This is a genomic window from Streptomyces sp. NPDC060184, from assembly GCF_042728795.1.
In the GTDB taxonomy this organism is placed as follows: Bacteria; Actinomycetota; Actinomycetes; order Streptomycetales; family Streptomycetaceae; genus Streptomyces.
On sequence record NZ_JBHWYX010000016.1, the window covers coordinates 133,479 to 150,476 of the forward strand.

General features: G+C 71.2%; 8 protein-coding genes. 4 read left to right on the top strand and 4 right to left on the bottom strand.

Annotated features, from left to right (window positions below):
- Positions 1 to 279 precede the first annotated feature (279 nt).
- Together ACFWEE_RS13565 and ACFWEE_RS13570 are read left to right on the top strand one after the other, a co-directional pair.
- Positions 280 to 6,198, top strand: a complete 5,919-nt coding sequence (locus ACFWEE_RS13565; protein ID WP_386888806.1) for a hypothetical protein — start codon at positions 280 to 282, stop codon at positions 6,196 to 6,198.
- A gap of 165 nt (positions 6,199 to 6,363) precedes the next feature.
- A complete protein-coding gene (locus tag ACFWEE_RS13570) occupies positions 6,364 to 8,343 on the top strand; it encodes an N-acetylmuramoyl-L-alanine amidase (RefSeq protein WP_386888808.1) in 1,980 nt (659 codons plus the stop codon).
- A 126-nt stretch (positions 8,344 to 8,469) separates the two neighbouring features.
- On the opposite strand, the gene ACFWEE_RS13575 is transcribed toward ACFWEE_RS13570, so the two are convergent.
- The 4 genes from ACFWEE_RS13575 to ACFWEE_RS13590 all read right to left on the bottom strand — a co-directional run bounded on the left by ACFWEE_RS13575 (position 8,470) and on the right by ACFWEE_RS13590 (position 12,614).
- Positions 8,470 to 9,243 (bottom strand): GNAT family N-acetyltransferase, encoded by a 774-nt coding sequence (locus ACFWEE_RS13575; protein WP_386888810.1) that lies wholly within the window; start codon positions 9,241 to 9,243, stop codon positions 8,470 to 8,472.
- A gap of 131 nt (positions 9,244 to 9,374) precedes the next feature.
- Positions 9,375 to 10,301: a pyridoxamine 5'-phosphate oxidase family protein gene (locus tag ACFWEE_RS13580; protein ID WP_386888812.1), complete on the bottom strand. Its 927-nt coding sequence runs from the start codon at positions 10,299 to 10,301 to the stop codon at positions 9,375 to 9,377.
- 407 nt (positions 10,302 to 10,708) lie between these two features.
- The gene (locus ACFWEE_RS13585) at positions 10,709 to 11,110 is read right to left on the bottom strand and encodes an ankyrin repeat domain-containing protein (protein ID WP_386888814.1); all 402 of its coding nucleotides are present in this window, start codon (positions 11,108 to 11,110) and stop codon (positions 10,709 to 10,711) included.
- 7 nt (positions 11,111 to 11,117) lie between these two features.
- A complete protein-coding gene (locus tag ACFWEE_RS13590; protein ID WP_386888816.1) occupies positions 11,118 to 12,614 on the bottom strand; it encodes a catalase in 1,497 nt (498 codons plus the stop codon).
- Between the two features lie 574 nt (positions 12,615 to 13,188).
- Here ACFWEE_RS13590 and ACFWEE_RS13595 point away from each other — a divergent pair.
- Together ACFWEE_RS13595 and ACFWEE_RS13600 are read left to right on the top strand one after the other, a co-directional pair.
- Entirely contained in the window at positions 13,189 to 13,929 is a 741-nt protein-coding gene (locus ACFWEE_RS13595; protein ID WP_386888817.1) for a hypothetical protein, read from the top strand.
- 257 nt (positions 13,930 to 14,186) lie between these two features.
- The gene (locus tag ACFWEE_RS13600; RefSeq protein WP_386888818.1) at positions 14,187 to 16,964 is read left to right on the top strand and encodes an AAA family ATPase; all 2,778 of its coding nucleotides are present in this window, start codon (positions 14,187 to 14,189) and stop codon (positions 16,962 to 16,964) included.
- Positions 16,965 to 16,998: the final 34 nt, after the last annotated feature.

The following is a 16,998-nucleotide window of genomic DNA, read 5'->3' on the forward strand; positions in this document are numbered from 1 at the left end:
GGGGATGCTCGCCCTGGCCGCCCTGGCCGCCCTGGCCGCCCTGGCCGCCCTGGCCGCCCTGGCCGCCCTGGCCGCCCTGGCCGTCCCCCGGTGCAGGGCGGAGCACATCGTGCGGGAGCGATGGGGAGAGCTGGGAGACGGCGTCTGTCGGCGATCGATGGATGACTGGCGTGTATCTGTGGGGATGTCGTGACTGAGGAGCCTTGGTACAACCCGATTGTCGTTTTCGTGTCGGGTATGAGTGTTCCGTTGGGTTCGTCGCAACGTGTGCGGAGTGAGGTGCAGGAGCCGCATCTGGAACTGGTCGGCTTCCTGGGCGACTTCGAGTCGTTGGCAGCCGAGGTGGCGAAAGGGACGGCGCGGGGGGCGTCGGGTGAGTGGTCGCAGGCGTACGTGGACGCGATGCGGTCGTTCATGTCGGGGGAGGGCGCGGATTACGTTTCGGGGTTGCGGGATACGGCCGCGCAGATCGCGGAGGGTGCGGGGGAGTTCGCGTACCAGCTGGACTACACGAACTTGATGATCGTTCTTCAGGTGCTGGCGTTCCTGGTGGAGTGGGCGATCACGCTGATCATGTGGGAGTGGAACCCGATCGGGGCGGCGATCGAGCAGGGCATCCTGCTGGACATCTTCGAGTTCTTGTTCGGGAGCACGCTGCGGAAGTTCCTCACGCACGCGGCGATGAGCGTGGTGACCAACGTGGCGTTGATGTCGGCGCTGGACGGGTTGGCGCGGTGGATTCTGGCGGCGCGAGGTGAACACACCGCGTTCGGGGATCAGTACCGTCGTAGTTCGGTGCTCTCGGGTGCGGTGCAGGGGGCGGTCGGGGGCGCGTTGCCCTTGGTGACGGGGCCGTTGAAGAAGCTGGTGTCGAGGGCCTACATGCCGGCGGCGACGAAGTCGATCAGGGAGGCGGTCGATGATGCGCTGCGTGGTCCGGGGGCGGTCGCGCCCGTCAGGAACGACGCTGTCGACGTGGCTGGTGGTGGCGGGGGCGGGGCGGCCGGCGGGAAGAGCGCTGTCGGGGGCGGTGGGAAGGAAACCGGTGTTCTGGCGCCCTGGGACAGGGACCTGGCGGATCTGGGCAGTTGGTTCGGTGGGGCGCTGGCCGAGCTGACCGTGCCGATGCGTGTCGGTCTTCTCCATGGAGGGGCGGGGCGGGAGGCAGGGCGGGCCTTCGTGGACGCGGTGGGTGACCGGTTCGAGAGTGCTTTCGCTTCCCGTCTCGGGCCGGACACCGCGCGTCGGATGGGTACCGACTACGCTTCGGCGTTCCTTTCCCGGACCGGTCCCAGGGGTTTGGCGCGTGCGTTGCGCGACGCGCTCGGTCCGCTGGAGTCGCTCGGGGAGAAATACCGGCCGCTGCGTTCGGCTCTGTCGGACGGCGTGGCCGCGGCGATGCCGCGGGGGTGGAAGGAACGCATGCCGCGTTTCGGGATCGACACCGTTTTCAGCGTGGGGGGACAGAACCTGTCCGAAGGTATCGTCAACCAGATCGAGACCGGCAGGTTCACCACGACGTTCGGGACCGCCGCCGGTGCCGTGGGTGGTGAGCTGATCGGCCGAGCCAAGCACCCTGTCCTGGCCGGTGTGCACGCGACCTTCAAGCACACCCTCGGTTCGGGCTTCAAGCTCCCCGGGCTGTCGCTGCCCGCCCTGTTGAATACCGCCCGGCCCGCTGACTTCACCACGGTTCCGCCCCTGTACACCCCGTATCCCGCGGCCGGCGAGACCACTCTTGCCGGCACCGACGGCGGCATCCGCACACCACCGCCCACGTACACCACCGGCACGCAGAACACCGTCTTCCCACCCTCCTACGACAGCCCCTCCTACGACAGCCTCTCCTTCGACAGCCCCTCCTACGACAGCCCCTCCTACGACAGCCTCTCCTTCGACACCCCCGCTTTCGGCAGGCCGGTCACCCTCGACAGCCCGCTACTCCAGCACGACAACACCCTCCGCACGACGGGGTTGCTCGCCACCGGACACCAGCAGCTCCCGACCACGGCCGCGACACCGGCTTCCGCCCAGGCCGGCCCGGGCCCGGGCGGAACGGTCACGTCCGCGGCGGGCCGGTCCGGCGAACGCACCGCCGCCCCGCAGCGGGACCCCGCCGGTCGGACACCCCCCGCCGTGTCGCCCCGCATCACCACCAGCACGGGTGCGGCCCGGGGATCGTCCCCCCACGGCGGCCCGGATGCGGGCACCGCTCAACCGGCCCAGCACTCCGATCGTCTGTCGACCGTCTTCGCCGGCGACAGCCGGGGCAGCGATTCCAGGGAGCAGACGCCCGCGGAGGTTCGGGAGACGGTCCGCGACGCCGGAATCCGCGCCATGAAGCCGAGTGCCTCGCTGCCGCACGAGTCCTCGGGGCCGGTGCGCGAGGCCGCCGCGGAACTAACGGATCCGACGAGGAAGGCGGGTGTCACCGAGGCGGCGCTGCCTTCCGGCACACGCCCGGACAGCTCCGACGGACCTACCGCGGTCGCCCGGACCGAGGACCGGGCGACCGCGGACCGGACGACCGGAGCCCGCGATGCCACCGCGGCCGGGCCGGGCGTCGGTACCCCGCCGTCCGGCCGATCCGTCGGTGACGGGCCCGCCTCCGACGGCGTCGTCTCGACGACCCCTGACAAGGGCAAGGGCCGGGCGACGGAACCCCCTGCCGGAGAGTCGGTTCTCACCAGGCCCCTCGGCGAGAACCGGCCCTGGTCGGTCGAAGACGCCGAGGCGCTGCTGGACCTGATGCGCGCGGAACTCGGAGACCACACCTACCGGCAGTTGGCCCTGCAAGCCTCCGGCCTCACGCGGGCAGCCTTCGACACGCCGATCAGCCTCGACGGAGGGCTTGCCGACACTGAGCCTGCGGTTCATGCGGCGCTGGTTGAGGTCATGCTCATTCTGGCGCAGCACCAGCACGACCCCGACAGGGCCCTTGACCTGGCCGTCCGCCATCTCCGGACCGTAGGCGGCGGTCCCGGGCCGTTCCGCGTTCCCAGGGTGCCAGGGGGCGCGCCCGCGGCGGAGAACGGCACCCGAACCGGCGAGGCCGGTGCGTCGAGTGACGTGACGGCCCGGCGGAGCTCCATCAGCACCGGGCCGGGGCTCAACCCGTACGAGCCGGTTGTGACCGTCCTTCCGGACGATCGTCGGCCATCGTTCGAGCCGGATCACTCCCGCAAGAACCCGCCGGCGCCCCTCCCGGACGAGAGCCGCGGCCCTACGGAGAGGGGGAAGGAGACGCGCTCCGGGGACAACGTGCGTGTTGCGACTCCGCCCAGATCCGCTGGGGCTGTTCCACCGGAACTGGCGGCGCGACTCATGGCTTCCGGCTTCATGGACGTGCTCGTCACTCGGGAGGCGTTGGCCGGCGTTTCGTACGACACCAGCCTCGACGCGATGTGGGATCTCGCGCCGGATGCGCCGGTGTCCGTCCGCGAGGCCGGTCTGTCGCCCGTGGACCAGGCAAACCTCCTGCTGACCCGGCCACATCTCGACCAGACCCTGGCCGCGGAGGTGCGCACCCTTCTTCCCTCGACTTCTCGTCAGTCACCGGCGGCGCCGGCCGAGCATGTGCGCAGAACGACCCCGGCTGAGCAGGTAAAGCATGGCAAGGGCAAAGAGCGGGCGGCTGGGGAGGACACGCGGCGGCAACACGATGAGAGCGGGACCGGGTCGCTGAGCGACAGTCAGCAGCGGGCCGTCACCCTGTTGACCGAGGCCGGTGCCCACCTGCGGCCGGTGTTCTCGGTCGGACCGGACGCGCCCCCGGAGGCAGCGGCGAGGGTTCGAGCACAGCGGGCGGCCAACGAGGAGATCGTCGCCCAGGTGGCCGACGCCATCGCGGCCGACGACATGAACCGCGCCAAGCGGCTGGCGGCCGGTTACGCCGAGCGCCTGCCCGCCGGGCCCGGTCTGTTCGGCGGGGGGCGCGGCGGGGAACAGCCCGTCGCGGGAGGCTCCGCGACACACGCGGACACCGGATGGTCCTGGGCTCCGGGGAACGGCCTCGGCGTATCCGCGGAGGCGGTGACTCCCGGTATCCAGGAGGCGGCTGCGGCCGTCGCTTCCATCGGGGGCCGCCTGGTGAACGTCGACGGAGACGGCGACTGCCTGTTCAACGCGTTCATCGTCGCGCGGGACATGCGGGACGAGACACAGCGACTGTGGTCGGCAGCCCGGATGCGGGAAGACGTGGCGAACCGACTGCGCGAGATGCTGAGTGAACCGCAGAGCACCATCTGGCACGATCTGGGCCTGCAGTCACTGGACGAGCGGAGCGATCTGATCGCCGCCATGGCCACTCCGGGCCGGTGGAACGACGAGCACGGTGACGTCTTTCCCTATCTGCTGGCGGAGGTCTACGGCGTGACGATCGAGTTCCTCCCGTTCGAGCCCGGTATCGACCCTGAGGACTGGCAACAGTTCGGAGAGGGGGAGGAATCGGTTTCCATGGTCAGGTTCAATCCCGGACCCGGCTTCCAGCACTGGGCCGCGGTACTGCCACGGAACACAACGGCGCCTGCTCAGGAGCCGGCGCCGCAACGTACCCCGTCCGTGGCGCCGTCCTCGTACCGCGCGCTCTTCACCCCGGAGTCCGAGGACATGCGTGTCGACAGCAGTACTCCCGAGCCGGTGGGACTCGCGCTCCCGGGGGCCGCCACGACCGTACTCGCCCACCAGCGGGACGCCCCGTTCGCCGCCGGAGCCGTCAGGGCACCGAGCGTGATCGACGTGGACTCGCGACTGCAGCAATCCTTGCTCGCTCTGGGGCCGTGGGCGCAGCATCCGTGGTCCGGACAACCGACCGACCACCGGTTCGGGTTCGCACGCCACGGCGTCCACAACCTCAACCACGAGCAGGAAGCAGCCCTCTTCGAGGCCTTGTCCAGTCGGAGCGGCGCCGAACCCACCATCGGCGACGTCCTGCGCCACATTCACGCCACCCACGGCTTCGTCGTGCACGAAGGGGACCTGCTTCACCTGCACCAGCGCTATCACGGCCGGAACGCGCACGCCGAACCGGCACCGCAGCAGCCGACGGACCCGCCTGCGCGCGTACGCCAGAAGCGCGTCGCACCGGTCCCGCGCCCTCCGCGGGAGCCGCGTCCTCCGCGCCCCCCGCGGGAGCCGCAGCGGGTGCCGACCCCCCCGCCCGTGGAACTGCCGTCCGCACGGTTGCTCGATGGCGTGCCGCCCGCCGAACGGACCATGGCTCTTGCCGCAGGCGCGTTCGTGGCGGAGCACCGCGGAGTGCGCGGTCTGTTCACGTCCCTCGGACCTGGTCATCTGCCCGAACCTCTGGGCCCGTGGGCCGGTCGGGTTCGCAAGGGCAGAGAGCAGATCGCTCCCGGGACGAGGGATTACCTGGAGCGTCTCGGGGTCGTGGAACCGCTCGGTCCGCCGCAAACGCACCGCGTCGCGGCAGCGCCGCCCGCGGGGAGACCGGCCATGCCTCCGCCGCGGGAACGGTTCGTGCAGCCGCCTCCGCCGCGAGAAGGGTTCGTGCAGCCGCCTCCGCCGCGCGAACGGTTCGTGCAGCCGCCGCCCCCGCTGGCACCGCACAGGCAGGCACCGCCCCCGCTGGCACCGCACCGGCAGCCGCCGCCCCCGCAGGCACCGCACCGGCAGCCGCCGCCCGTCCGGACACCGCACCAGAACGATCCGCTGCACGGCGTGCCGCCGCAGGAGCGGGCCATGGCGCTGGCCGCGAACGCCTACGTCGTCGAACGGCGAGGCGCCGCGGGCATCACGCGGAACGCCGGGAGGGACGCGCCCATGCATCTCGGCTCCTGGGTCAACCGCGTCCGCATGGGGACCATAACGATCCATCAGGCAACGAGTCATTACCTGCAGCAGAGAGGCGTCATCCAACCCCAGCACCTGGCACGAGTACGACACCATGAGGAGCAACCGCCCGCACCCCAACCGGTGCTGCCGCCCGCCGAGTCGTTGAACGAGGTTGCCATGAGTGAGCGGATGATGGCGCTGGGCGCCGGAGAGTACGTACGGACGAACCGTGGAGCCCGCGGGATCACGTCCGCCTCCGGAGAGATGCTTCCGCTTCACCTCGGCACATGGGTACGCAACGTCCGTGGGGGACGCGAGCCGATACACCCCCGCACCAGGGCCTATCTGCTCAGCCTGAACGTGCTTCGGCCCGAGGACCTGAGAGTGGAGGTGTACGACGCATAGCCGTCACAGCGACAGACACCCGGACGCTCCTCTTCAGCGCCCACGGTGGGTGTCGAGTGTGAGGTGGGAGACGGGGCCGGTCCGGCGGAAGTGCCGTTTCAGGAGCCGGTGTTCTCGCCTATAGTCATGCGCGCACGAGCGGTCACCTCCGAGGGAGTTGGTCCCATGACGAGGACGCTTTCGGCACATGTCCCCTCACATCGTAAGGATCTCGACTTGCACCAGAGAAAGAGGGCAGCCGGCCTGTCCGCCGCGGTCGCCGCAGGTGTGCTGGCCGCGTGCGGCCTGTTCACCTCCCCCGCCACGGCGTTCGCCGACACCCCCCATGCCGTGCCGGGCAGCACCACCACGAGCCGTCAGCAGACGCTCCTGTCCGCCGCGGCGGAGTACCACGTCCCGCCGAGCGTCCTGCTCGCCCTCGCCTACCAGGAGTCCCGCTGGGAGTCGCACGGTGCGCAGGTCAGCACCGACGGCGGCTACGGGGTCATGAACCTCACGGACGTCACCCCCGCCATGCTGGCCGGAGGTGACGCGGGCGCGGCGGGCCGTTCCGACGTGGCGGCCCTCGCAGCCGACCCCGCCCGGCACACCCTGCGGGCGGCGGCGAAGCTGACCGGCATCTCCGCGCGAGACCTGCGCGAGGACGAGCGCGCGAACATCCGCGGTGGTGCGGCGCTGCTCGCCTCGTACGAGAAGGATCTGGTGGGCGAGACGCCCGCCGATGCCTCCCGGTGGTACGGGGCCGTAGCCCGCTACAGCCAGTCGGAGCAGAAGCAGGGGGCGCTGAGCTTCGCCGACCGCGTCTTCGGGACCGTCCGCGACGGTGCCTCCACCGTGACGGTGGACGGCCAGCGGATCCGGCTGTCGCCGAACCCCTCGGTCGACCCCGCGCGGTCGCAGGCCGACGACTTGGAGCTGAAGGCGTCGGCGTCCACCGCGGACACCGAGTGCCCGCCCGCCGTGCGCTGCACGTTCGTCGCGGGCTCGTCCGTCGGCGGCCAGGTGTCGAATCGGCCCGCCAACGGCATCAGGATCGACACCATCGTCCTCCACGACCTGGAGTCCACCTACGACGCCGGCGTGGCGGGCCTGGCCAACCCCGCCAACGGGACCTCGACCCACTACGTGATGTCCTCCGACGGCGCCGTCACCCAGATGGTGCCCACCAAGGACATCGCCTTCCACGCGGGCAACTACTCGACCAACCTCCACTCGATAGGGATCGAGCACGAGGGCTACGCCGCGCACGGCGCGACCTGGTACACCGAGGCGCAGTACGAGGCCACCGCGGATCTGATCAGGTACCTGGCGGCCCGGTTCGGCATCCCGCTGGACCGGCAGCACATCATCGGCCATGACAACGTTGCCGGACCGAACTCCGCGCTGACGGCCGGGATGCACTGGGACCTGGGCCCCTTCTACGACCTGAACCACCTCATGGAGCTGCTCGGGGTCGGCGCGGGCGCCCCCGGCGTTCCGGAGAAGGGTTCGGTCGTCACGATCCACCCGCCCTTCGCCGAGAACGTCCAGACGATCCAGGTCTGTCCCTCCGACGACCCGACCGGGCAGACGACCTCCTGCACGTCGGAGCAGCATCAGGCGAACTTCGTCTACCTGCGCACCGCCCCGGGCGATACCGCCCCGCTCTTCGGAGACCAGGCGATCCACGGCGTCGCTCCCGGCACCGACCGGATCAACGACTGGGGCAGCACGGCCCAGGCCGGACAGCAGTTCGTCGTCGCGGACGTGCAGGGCGACTGGACCGCGATCTGGTTCAGCGGCTCCGAGGTGTGGTTCCACAACCCCGGTGGCGCCAACACGAGGAACGTCACCGGAGTGAAGATCATCCGGCCCGCGGGCGCCACCGCCGTCCCGCTCTACGGATCGAGCTACCCGGACAAGGCCGAGTACCCGGCGGGCCTCGGCGCTTCGACGCAGGCACCGCTGTCCATGTACTCCGTCCCCGTCGGCCAGGCCTACGTGGCCACCACCGATCCCGTCGCCACCGACGACTACTTCCCCTCCAGCGGAGCCGTCGTCATCGGTGCGCGCACGATGTACACCATCCAGTACAACCACCGCGTGGCGCTCGTCTACGCCGACGCCGTCACCGCGACCGCGGCGGTCCACCACTGGGAGGACTGATTCCGCCGTCGGTCTCCGCGGCGGTGGGGCGGCCCCCCGCAGCCGCGGAGACCGACGTCTCCTTGCCCCGCGGGACCCCACCGGGACGGTTATGGCACGACGGGGCGTGAGCCGGTACGGCCGGCGTCAGGCCGTGAGGAGGGTCCACGACTCCTCGGTGCGGAATCCGGCCCGCTCGAAGAGCGGCACCGACTCGTCGCCGGAGTGCAGATACGCCGTGCGTGCGCCGGCCGCCCGGCCGTCGCGCAGTATCGCCTCGGTGACCGCCCGCCCCAGGCCACGTCCCCGGTACTCGGGCAGAGTGCCGATGTTGGCGAGTCCCACGTGGCGCTCGGTGAGGATGGCGAGCCCCGCCGCCGCGGCCACACCGTCCACTTCGGCCACGTACGCCCTGACGAAGGGCTGGCCGAGGACGTGCGGCGTGTACAGGCTCGTGATGACGAAGGCCGGCGCTCCGAAGGCGGTGCCGAGGACGGTGGCGAAGATCTCGTGCTCGTCGTCCCGCAGCGGACGCACGGTCGAGGGCTCCGTGCCGGACGACCACACCTCCCGTTCGTCTTCCAACGGGAGCAGCATGAAGGGCTGGTGGGTGAGGGTGGTGAGCCCGTGGGAGCCGGCGAGGCCGACGAGTTCCGTGCCCGCGTCGCCCCTGACCCGGATGCTCCAGGGAAGCTCCTGGACGTGAGGCCCGGCCTTCGCGCACAGCAGGCCGATGTCGGCGGTGTCCGGCGTGTCGGCGACGCTCATGATCACGTTGAGCGCGGGTATCAACGATCCGGTGACCGCCAGCAGGGCGGCACCGGACCGCTGGTGGAAGCCGTTCGGGAGGACTCCGGCGAGCGCCTCCGTGGCCTCCTGGAAGGCCTCGGCGGCCTGGGCGACATGTTCACGATTGGTCATACGTGTGAGTGTAGACCGAATGTGACATGTTTCCTGTTTTCCGTTTCCGGCGAGGTGGCATGTGTTTCCCGGCCGGCACCTGTCCGACGGCCGGGGTACGTCGGTCGGGCGGCGTTCCTCGGATCCCCCGATCAGATGCCTTGAGGCCGGCGGGCGGCCAGTTCACGGAATTCGTCCCAGCGCACCTTCGGCCTGGGCAGACCGCGCCGTTCCAGGTAGCGGCCGGTGGCCCGCTTGGTACGGCGCAGAAGTCCCAGTGTGTCGCTCGCGCGGCCGGTACCCATCGGTTCCACGACCTTTTCCGGCACGAGCACCATACGGCCGTCGGCGGCCTCGTCGAGCCGCCCTCTGACGAGTGCGTTGTGCATGTGGTTCATCCGGTCGTCGTGCCGGTGCACGAGCAGGGAGGCCGGGCCCGGCACCGCGGCGCAGTCGACGGGTACGTCCAGCAGGTAGCCGCCGTCGCCCGGCGTGGGCCGAGTGCGGGCGAGGACGGGTGCGCCGGAGGCGTCACGGGCGCCCAGCACGGCGCTGGCGTAGGCGTTGAGCTGCTCGGAGCCCGCCAGCGTGTTCGGCAGGGCCGGGATTCGCGGGCCGTCGGGCACGGCGAGAGGAGGCCTGACGGTCACTCGCTCGGGGGTCACGGTGATCAACAGCCGGAGGTAGTACCAGTCCATGGTCCACCGCGCCGGGGCAGAGACGTACGACCGGCTGTGCGGCTGCCGTTCGAAGAGCATCCGCCAGTAGTCCTCCGCGCCTTCGGGCCCGGTCCGGATCTCCTCGGGGCACTCGGCCCGGCCGCTGACCAGGATCTGTGGTGCGTCGGTGAGCCCGCTGCCCGTGGGGTCCGAGAAGAGCAGAGCGACGCGTCCGTCACGGCGCACGTTGAGTGCCTTCTGCGCGAAGGCGAGGGACGTCGTCAGCAGCAGCGTGCCGTCTTCTCGCCGCCGTACCGCGGTGGGCCACGCGGCGGGGGTACCGTCCCGGCCGAGCGTGGCGAACTCGCAGGTGCGGTAGGCGTCCAGGACTTCCAGGGGGGCTTCGTCCAGGGTCGTCATGCTTCTTGTCTCCAGGGGTGAACGCGCGGAGTGCGGGCGGCGCGACGCGGGGCACACGACGGTCCCCTCACGGCATCCGCCGAACAGCCCTGCCGGGCGGTCCCCGCGCCTGCGGCCGTGCGGGGAGGCAAGGCGCTCCCGCCGCCGAAGTCTTCGATGAGCACCGCGAACTGTACTGGCAGAGCGTCATGTTGTCAGCGCGTCCATGCTGACGTGTGCGGCAGCACCGCGGCCGTCGCGATGAGCGAGGATCATAAGATACGTGTTTCCGATCCGGTGCGCGGAACGCGGTGCTGCCGTGTGTCGACGGGTGAGACGGCGTGGGCGGTGGCCCCGCTCATCGCTTCATGACGTGTCCCCCAGAACGTGGCCGCCCGGAGCGAGTGGCGCAACGCGTGCCGACGCGTTCACGAGCGGTCGGGAAGCAGATGGCGGCGCCCGAACAGGGAGGCGGCTGCGCGCGCCGTGGGGGTGCCCGCGTCCGGGTCGGCACCGGCTTCCCGCAGTATCACCGCCACCTCGTCCGCGCCCTTGAACAGGGCTCCGGCGAGCGGGGACTGGTCGCGGGCGTTGCGCAGGTCAGGGTCGGCGCCGAGGGCGAGCAGGGCTCGGACCGTGTCGGCGTGACCGTGGTACGAGGCGAGCATGAGGAGTGTGTTGCCGCCCGCGTCCATGACGTCCACGGGCAGCCCGTGCCGTACGAATTCCGTCAGCTCGTCGGTTCTGCCCTCGCGGGCCAGGTCCATGGCGATGTTCACGACGCGGTCCGTCTGCTCGGCGGTCAGGCCGCCGCTGTTTTCGCCGATCATGAGCGGGTCATTCGGACACCTGCCCGGAGGGCCGGATTCCTCGGTCGTCGACGGTCGGCGTCGCCTCGACGGCCCTGCGGACCCCTTCACCGTAAGCCGGATCGGCTTGGGCGCAGTTGGCGATGTGGCGTTCCACGGTCTCCCGGGACGCCCCCCGGATGGCGCGCGCGGTGTTCTCGAAGAGGACCTGCTGCTGCGCGGAGCTCATCAGCCGGAAGAGGTCGCCGGGCTGTTCGAAGTACTGATCGTCGTCCTCCCGGAAGTCGAACCGGTCGGCGAAGGCGCCCACGGCCTGGCGCGGCTCACGGAAGGCAGGCTGTTCCCGCCAGTGGCCGTAGGAGTTGGGCTCGATGCCCGGAGTGGGCCCCTGGTTGCCGTCGACGCGCATGGTGCCGTCGCGGTGGTAGGAGTGCACGGCGTTCCTGGGAGCGTTGACCGGAATCTGGTGGTGGTTGACGCCCAGGCGGTAGCGCTGGGCGTCGCCGTAGGAGAAGAGCCGGCCCTGCAGCATCCGGTCGGGGGAGAAACCGATTCCCGGTACGACGTTGGCGGGGGTGAAAGCCGCCTGCTCGACGTCGGCGAAGTAGTTGGCGGGATTGCGGTCGAGCGTCCACTCGCCCACCTCGATCAGGGGGTAGTCCTTCTTCGACCAGACCTTGGTGAGGTCGAAGGGGTGGAAACGGTAGTGGTCGGCGTCCGCTTCCGGCATGACCTGGATGAACAGCTTCCACCTCGGGTGGTCGCCGTTCTCGATCGCGTCGTACAGATCGCGCTGGTGGGACTCGCGGTCCCGGCCGATCAGCGCCTCCGCCTCGGCGTCGCTCAGGTTTCTGACGCCCTGCTGGGTGCGGTGGTGGAACTTCACCCAGAACCGCTCCCCCTCGGCGTTGACGAGGCTGTAGGTGTGCGAGCCGAAGCCGTGCATGTGACGGTACGAGGCCGGGATGCCGCGGTCCGACATGACGATCGTGATCTGGTGCAGTGCTTCCGGGAGGCGGGTCCAGAAGTCCCAGTTGTTCTCGGCATCGCGCAGGTTGGTGCGCGGGTCGCGCTTCACCGCGTGGTTGAGGTCGGGGAACTTCAACGGGTCGCGGAAGAAGAACACCGGGGTGTTGTTCCCGACCAGGTCCCAGTTTCCCTCCTCCGTGTAGAACTTCAGCGCGAAGCCGCGGATGTCGCGCTCGGCGTCGGCGGCGCCGCGCTCGCCCGCGACGGTGGAGAAGCGGGCGAACATCTCGGTCTTCTTGCCGACCTCGGAGAAGATCTTCGCGTGTGTGTACCGCGTGATGTCGTGCGTCACGGTGAACGTGCCGAAGGCACCCGACCCCTTGGCGTGCATGCGGCGTTCGGGAATGACTTCGCGGTCGAAGTGCGCGAGTTTCTCCAGGAACCAGACGTCCTGGAGAAGCATCGGCCCCCGGGGGCCCGCGGTCAGGGAGTTCTGGTTGTCGGGTACGGGTGCGCCGGCCGCGGTGGTCAGCGCCTTCTGACGGTTTCCGGACAAGGCGTTCTCCTCGAGGGTGTTTTCGCGCCCGTGCGACCGAAGCCGGCCCTGGGCGTCGGGCGGCACATCGAGTCATCACCGGCCTGAGCGGTGATCGTGATCGTGACACGCATCGAAGTCACCGGTCAAGTAGGTGACCAAGGTGTCCGGTCGCAGGGTGTCGGTCGCAGGGTGTCCGGTCGCCGAGGTGTCCGGTTGCCGGGCTGTCCGGCCGCAGGGGTGTTCTCGGGCCCGGCCGCCCGCTCGCCGCCGGTGACTTCGTCGTCCCACGCCGGAGCGGGCGACGACGCCGGCACCACGCCCCGGCGGTGACGAAGCGTCCGCCGACGGGAAGGGTGCGGCGGCGGCCCGTCCCCCGTCCCGGGTTCTCGCGTGTCGGCGTGGCTGGCATACTGCGCGACGAGCCACACGTATCGGTGGCGGTGCACCGGCGTCGGTGAACGGCAGTGCCGCGGCACCCCGTATGTCTGCGGTCACGTGTCTTCGGGGCTGTGAATGGCCAGGATCTGTGCGTGGCCAGGCGCTGTGGACCCCGGTCGCGGCGACGTGCGGACGAATCTTTGGGAGCGTCTGGGTGATCTACGATCTGGAGCCGGGGGAGCACATGGAGCCGTCGGAGAACTTCGACGTCCTGGACGACCGGGACCCGCGGCCCGGGCGGCGGCGTGACGTGAAACCCTGGTTGAGCGCTGTCGCGGGCGCCGCGGTGGCCTCGGCGGTCTGGACCGCGGCGGTGTTCTGGGGCGGTCCGGGAGCCGGGAAGCCCGACGCGTCGGCGTTTCGGCTCGGGAACGGCTTCTGCCGGTCCGTCGGGCTGACGTCGCTCGGTACCGCCATCGCGCCGCCGGCGACCGACGCGGTGATCGATTCGGGGGTGTTGAGGTATCCCGCCCTCGATCAGATTCGCTGCACGATACCGCTGGGCGGGGGCCGTGAGGACGAACAGGCGGGGCCATGGTTCACGGTGTACGGCGTCGACGTCACGGTGGCGGTGCACAAGAAGTCCGACCCGGGGGAGGAGTTCGAGGCGCAACAGCGTGTGACGGACGCGGGGGTCGTCCCGCCGGACGCGGTGAAGCCCGTTCCCGGACTCGGCGACGCGGCCTTCGTGATCGTCAAGGACGCCGGTCACAGCGAACTCCGGGTCCTGGACGGTGCCGCCGTCCTCTCCTTGACGCTTTCCGTGAGCCACTACTACAAGGGCGACGACACGTACGAGGGCTTCGACGACGAGCCCGCCCTGCCCGAGCAGTCCGACTTCCGGCCGGCGATGATCAAGGACATGCGCGCACTCCTGGCCACGGTCCGGCGTTGACACCGACCGGGGGCCGTGGCGTCCATCCCGTTCCTCCGCCGGCGTCCGGGGTGATTTCCGGCCACATGTCATATCCGGCGTCCGGCTCCGGGCCGAGGGGGCCGGCTCCCCCTCCTCCGCCTCGGCGGCGTGCGAGGCCAAACTGCATGTGAACTGCCTGGCTGGGCGGACCCGGGTCCGGTGGGATGAGAGCGGTGCAGGAGAACGCCTCCCCCACGCCGGTGGGGAACCTTCCGCACCCCGAACGGAGGCCACCCATGAGTACGTGGACCGAGGGCACCTCTCTCGCCGTCGCGGAGGAAGCGGACCGCGGGACGGTGCCGACGGCCACCTTCCTCGTTCGGGACCGGCCGTGCGCCCCCCGCCTCGTCGGACGCGAGCGGGAGTTGCGGGAGCTGCGGGACTTCGTGCACGGCGCCCGCAGGCCCGGAGCGGCGTGGGTGCTGAGCGCCGACGCGGGGTCCGGCAAGTCGGAACTGCTCGAAGCGGCTGCGGAGATGGCGGTCGCTGCCGGCCTGCGCGTGCTGCGGTGCGCCGGCGGACGAGGAGACGACCCACAGGAGTACGCCGGCGTGGACCGTCTTCTCGCCGGGATGCGGGAGGAATGGACCGACTTCCCGCCCTTCGGGCCGTCGTCGAGCCCGGTGACACCCGTCGGCGGGATTCCCGGGCGGGCCGAGCGGGACCGGCTGCCGTACGCCGTGCTGGACCTCATGGAGCGGGCCGGTCGCGCCCGCCCGCTCCTGCTGGTCGTCGACGACTGGGACACCCTGGACGCTCCCAGCAGAGAGGTGCTGTCCTTCGTCGCGCGACGCGCCGGCGGACAGGCACCGGCCGTGCTGATCGCCTCGCGCCCCCACCCCCGGCGTCTGGCGCCACTGACCGGCATCCCCACGACCACGATCGCACCGCTGACAGCGGTCCAGTCCCTCGCTCTCCTGGCCCAGAGGCGAGCGGGCAACGGCCGACAAGCCGAACGCGAACTGCTGACCGCCGCCGGCGGCAACCCCCTCACCCTCCTCGAACTGCCCGTCCGGACGACCGATCCCCTGCCCTGGATCCCCCCGTCCTCCGACAGGCTGGTCGCGGCGTTGGCACCGGGCGTCGCGCGGCTGCCGTCGGCCACCGGCGATCTGCTGCTCGTGGCGGCGCTGCATCCCGCGGGCGAACTGCCCCGACTGCTCTCGGCGGCCTCCCGGCTGGCGGGTGAGGAGCTGGGGTTCTCCGCGGTGGAACCGGCTGAACGCGAGGGTCTCGTGGAGTGCGACGGCACGCGGCTCCGGTTCACCCATCCCGCCATGCCGGGAGCCGTGACCCACCAAACCGGACCGCGGCGCGTCCGTGCCGCGCACGCCGCCCTGTCGGCGGTGTCCGAGCAGGACCCCGTACGGATGCTCTGGCACCTGTCGCAGGCCGTGCGCGGCGTCGACGCGCAACTGGCCCACCGGCTCCACGCCGTACACCGCCGGGCGCTGGAGGGGGACGAGCCGATGCTGGCGGTCCGTCTGCTCTCGCGGGCGGCGGATCTGCACGAGGTCCCCGAGGACCGGGGACGTTGTGCCCTGCTCGCCGCGCAGCTCGCCCAGAGCCTCGGCCGGGAGCGTACGGCGCGCGCGATGGCTCACCGGGCCCTCCGCTTCCCCCTCACCCCGCCGGGCACGCTCTACGCCGAGGCCCTTGTCCTGCGCGACGGGATCCGGTGGCGTGCCCCGGCCGACTGGCCGGCTCCGGCCGGGACACGGGGCGAGGAGGACGCGATGGAACTGGCCCGGTTCTCGGCGCCCTCGATGGCCGGTGACGCCGCATGCTCGGAAGCTCTGCTCGCCTTCCTCGACAAGGTCCCGGACCGGGCGGACGACCCGCGGCTGCTGTACGCCGTGGCCACCGTCGCCGCGCCGCGCCGTGCCATGACCGTCGTCCGGCGCGTGTCCGCCCACCGGCAGTCCGAAGACGCGCCGGTGCACGTTCTGGAGCATCTCGGCGAGGCAGCCTGGCTGACGGGCGATCCGCTGCGCGCCCTGGAACTGCACCGGCGGGCGGAGGGCCGGCACCGCCTCCACGAGCGCGCCGACCACCTGCCGTGGGTTCTGCTCCAGCAGGGGCTGTGCCACGTGCTCACCGGTGACTGGGTCCAGGCCGAGCGGTCGTTCCGGGAGTGCGCCGTACTGGGCGCGGAGCACGGGCACGCCGATCATGCGGCGACCGCCCGTCTCCTGGGCGACCTGGTACGAGGACTGCGTACCGGCACGGTGCGTCCGGTCAGTGACCGCGAGCGGGAGTCCGCGCGCCGCTCCGTGCGCACCGTCGACGACCTCGTCACCCTGTGCACCGGGTGGGCACAGGTGGAGGGCGGCGACTTCGCCGCGGGCTTCGCCACGCTCTCCGCCCTCCTCGCCGACCCGCAGCCCCGCATGGCGGCGCTGTTCGCGCTCGTCCCCTTCGCGCAGGCCGCGGAAGCGGCGCACACCGTCGAGGAGGCGCGTGCGGGGCTGCGCGGCTTCGAGGCCCGGATGGGAGCGGAGCACCCGCCCCTCGCCGCTGCGGGCCTCTCCGTGGCATGGGCCCTCGTGGCCGAGGACGACGAGGACACGGAGGCCCGCCTCGCGCGCGCCTTCGCGGCGGACCTCTCGCACGCGCCGTTCCTGGAGGCGTCCCGGCGGTTGGCGCACGGACGTCTGCTGCGCCGCAGGAACGAGGTCGCCGATTTCCGGGTCACCGTGCGACAGGCGGCGGCCACCTTCCGTTCGGCGGGCGCCGAAGCGAGGATCGCCCGGATCACCGAGGAACTCAGGGCATCCGGTGGACGGTCGGACGGCGGCGCACCCGCCGCGGAGGAGGGGCGGACGGCGGAACTCCTGGGCCCCCAGGAGCTGCGGATCGCCCGCCTCGCCGCCCAAGGCATGTCGAACCGTCAGATCGGCGCGGAACTCGGTCTCTCGCACCGCACCATCGGGTCCTATCTCTACCGCATCTTCCCCCGCCTGGGCGTGACCGCGCGGACCCAGCTGACCGACGCGCTGGGACCTGTCCGGTGACGTCGCCCGGCAGCGAGAGGACGCCCGTCCGCCC

Bases quoted from the DNA above. Each gene is read 5' to 3' on its own strand.
- ACFWEE_RS13575 (WP_386888810.1), bottom strand. From the start codon at position 9,243: ATGACCAATCGTGAACATGTCGCCCAGGCCGCCGAGGCCTTCCAGGAG.
- ACFWEE_RS13585 (WP_386888814.1), bottom strand. From the start codon at position 11,110: ATGATCGGCGAAAACAGCGGCGGCCTGACCGCCGAGCAGACGGACCGC.
- ACFWEE_RS13600 (WP_386888818.1), top strand. From the start codon at position 14,187: ATGAGTACGTGGACCGAGGGCACCTCTCTCGCCGTCGCGGAGGAAGCG.
- ACFWEE_RS13570 (WP_386888808.1), top strand. From the start codon at position 6,364: ATGACGAGGACGCTTTCGGCACATGTCCCCTCACATCGTAAGGATCTC.
- ACFWEE_RS13580 (WP_386888812.1), bottom strand. From the start codon at position 10,301: ATGACGACCCTGGACGAAGCCCCCCTGGAAGTCCTGGACGCCTACCGC.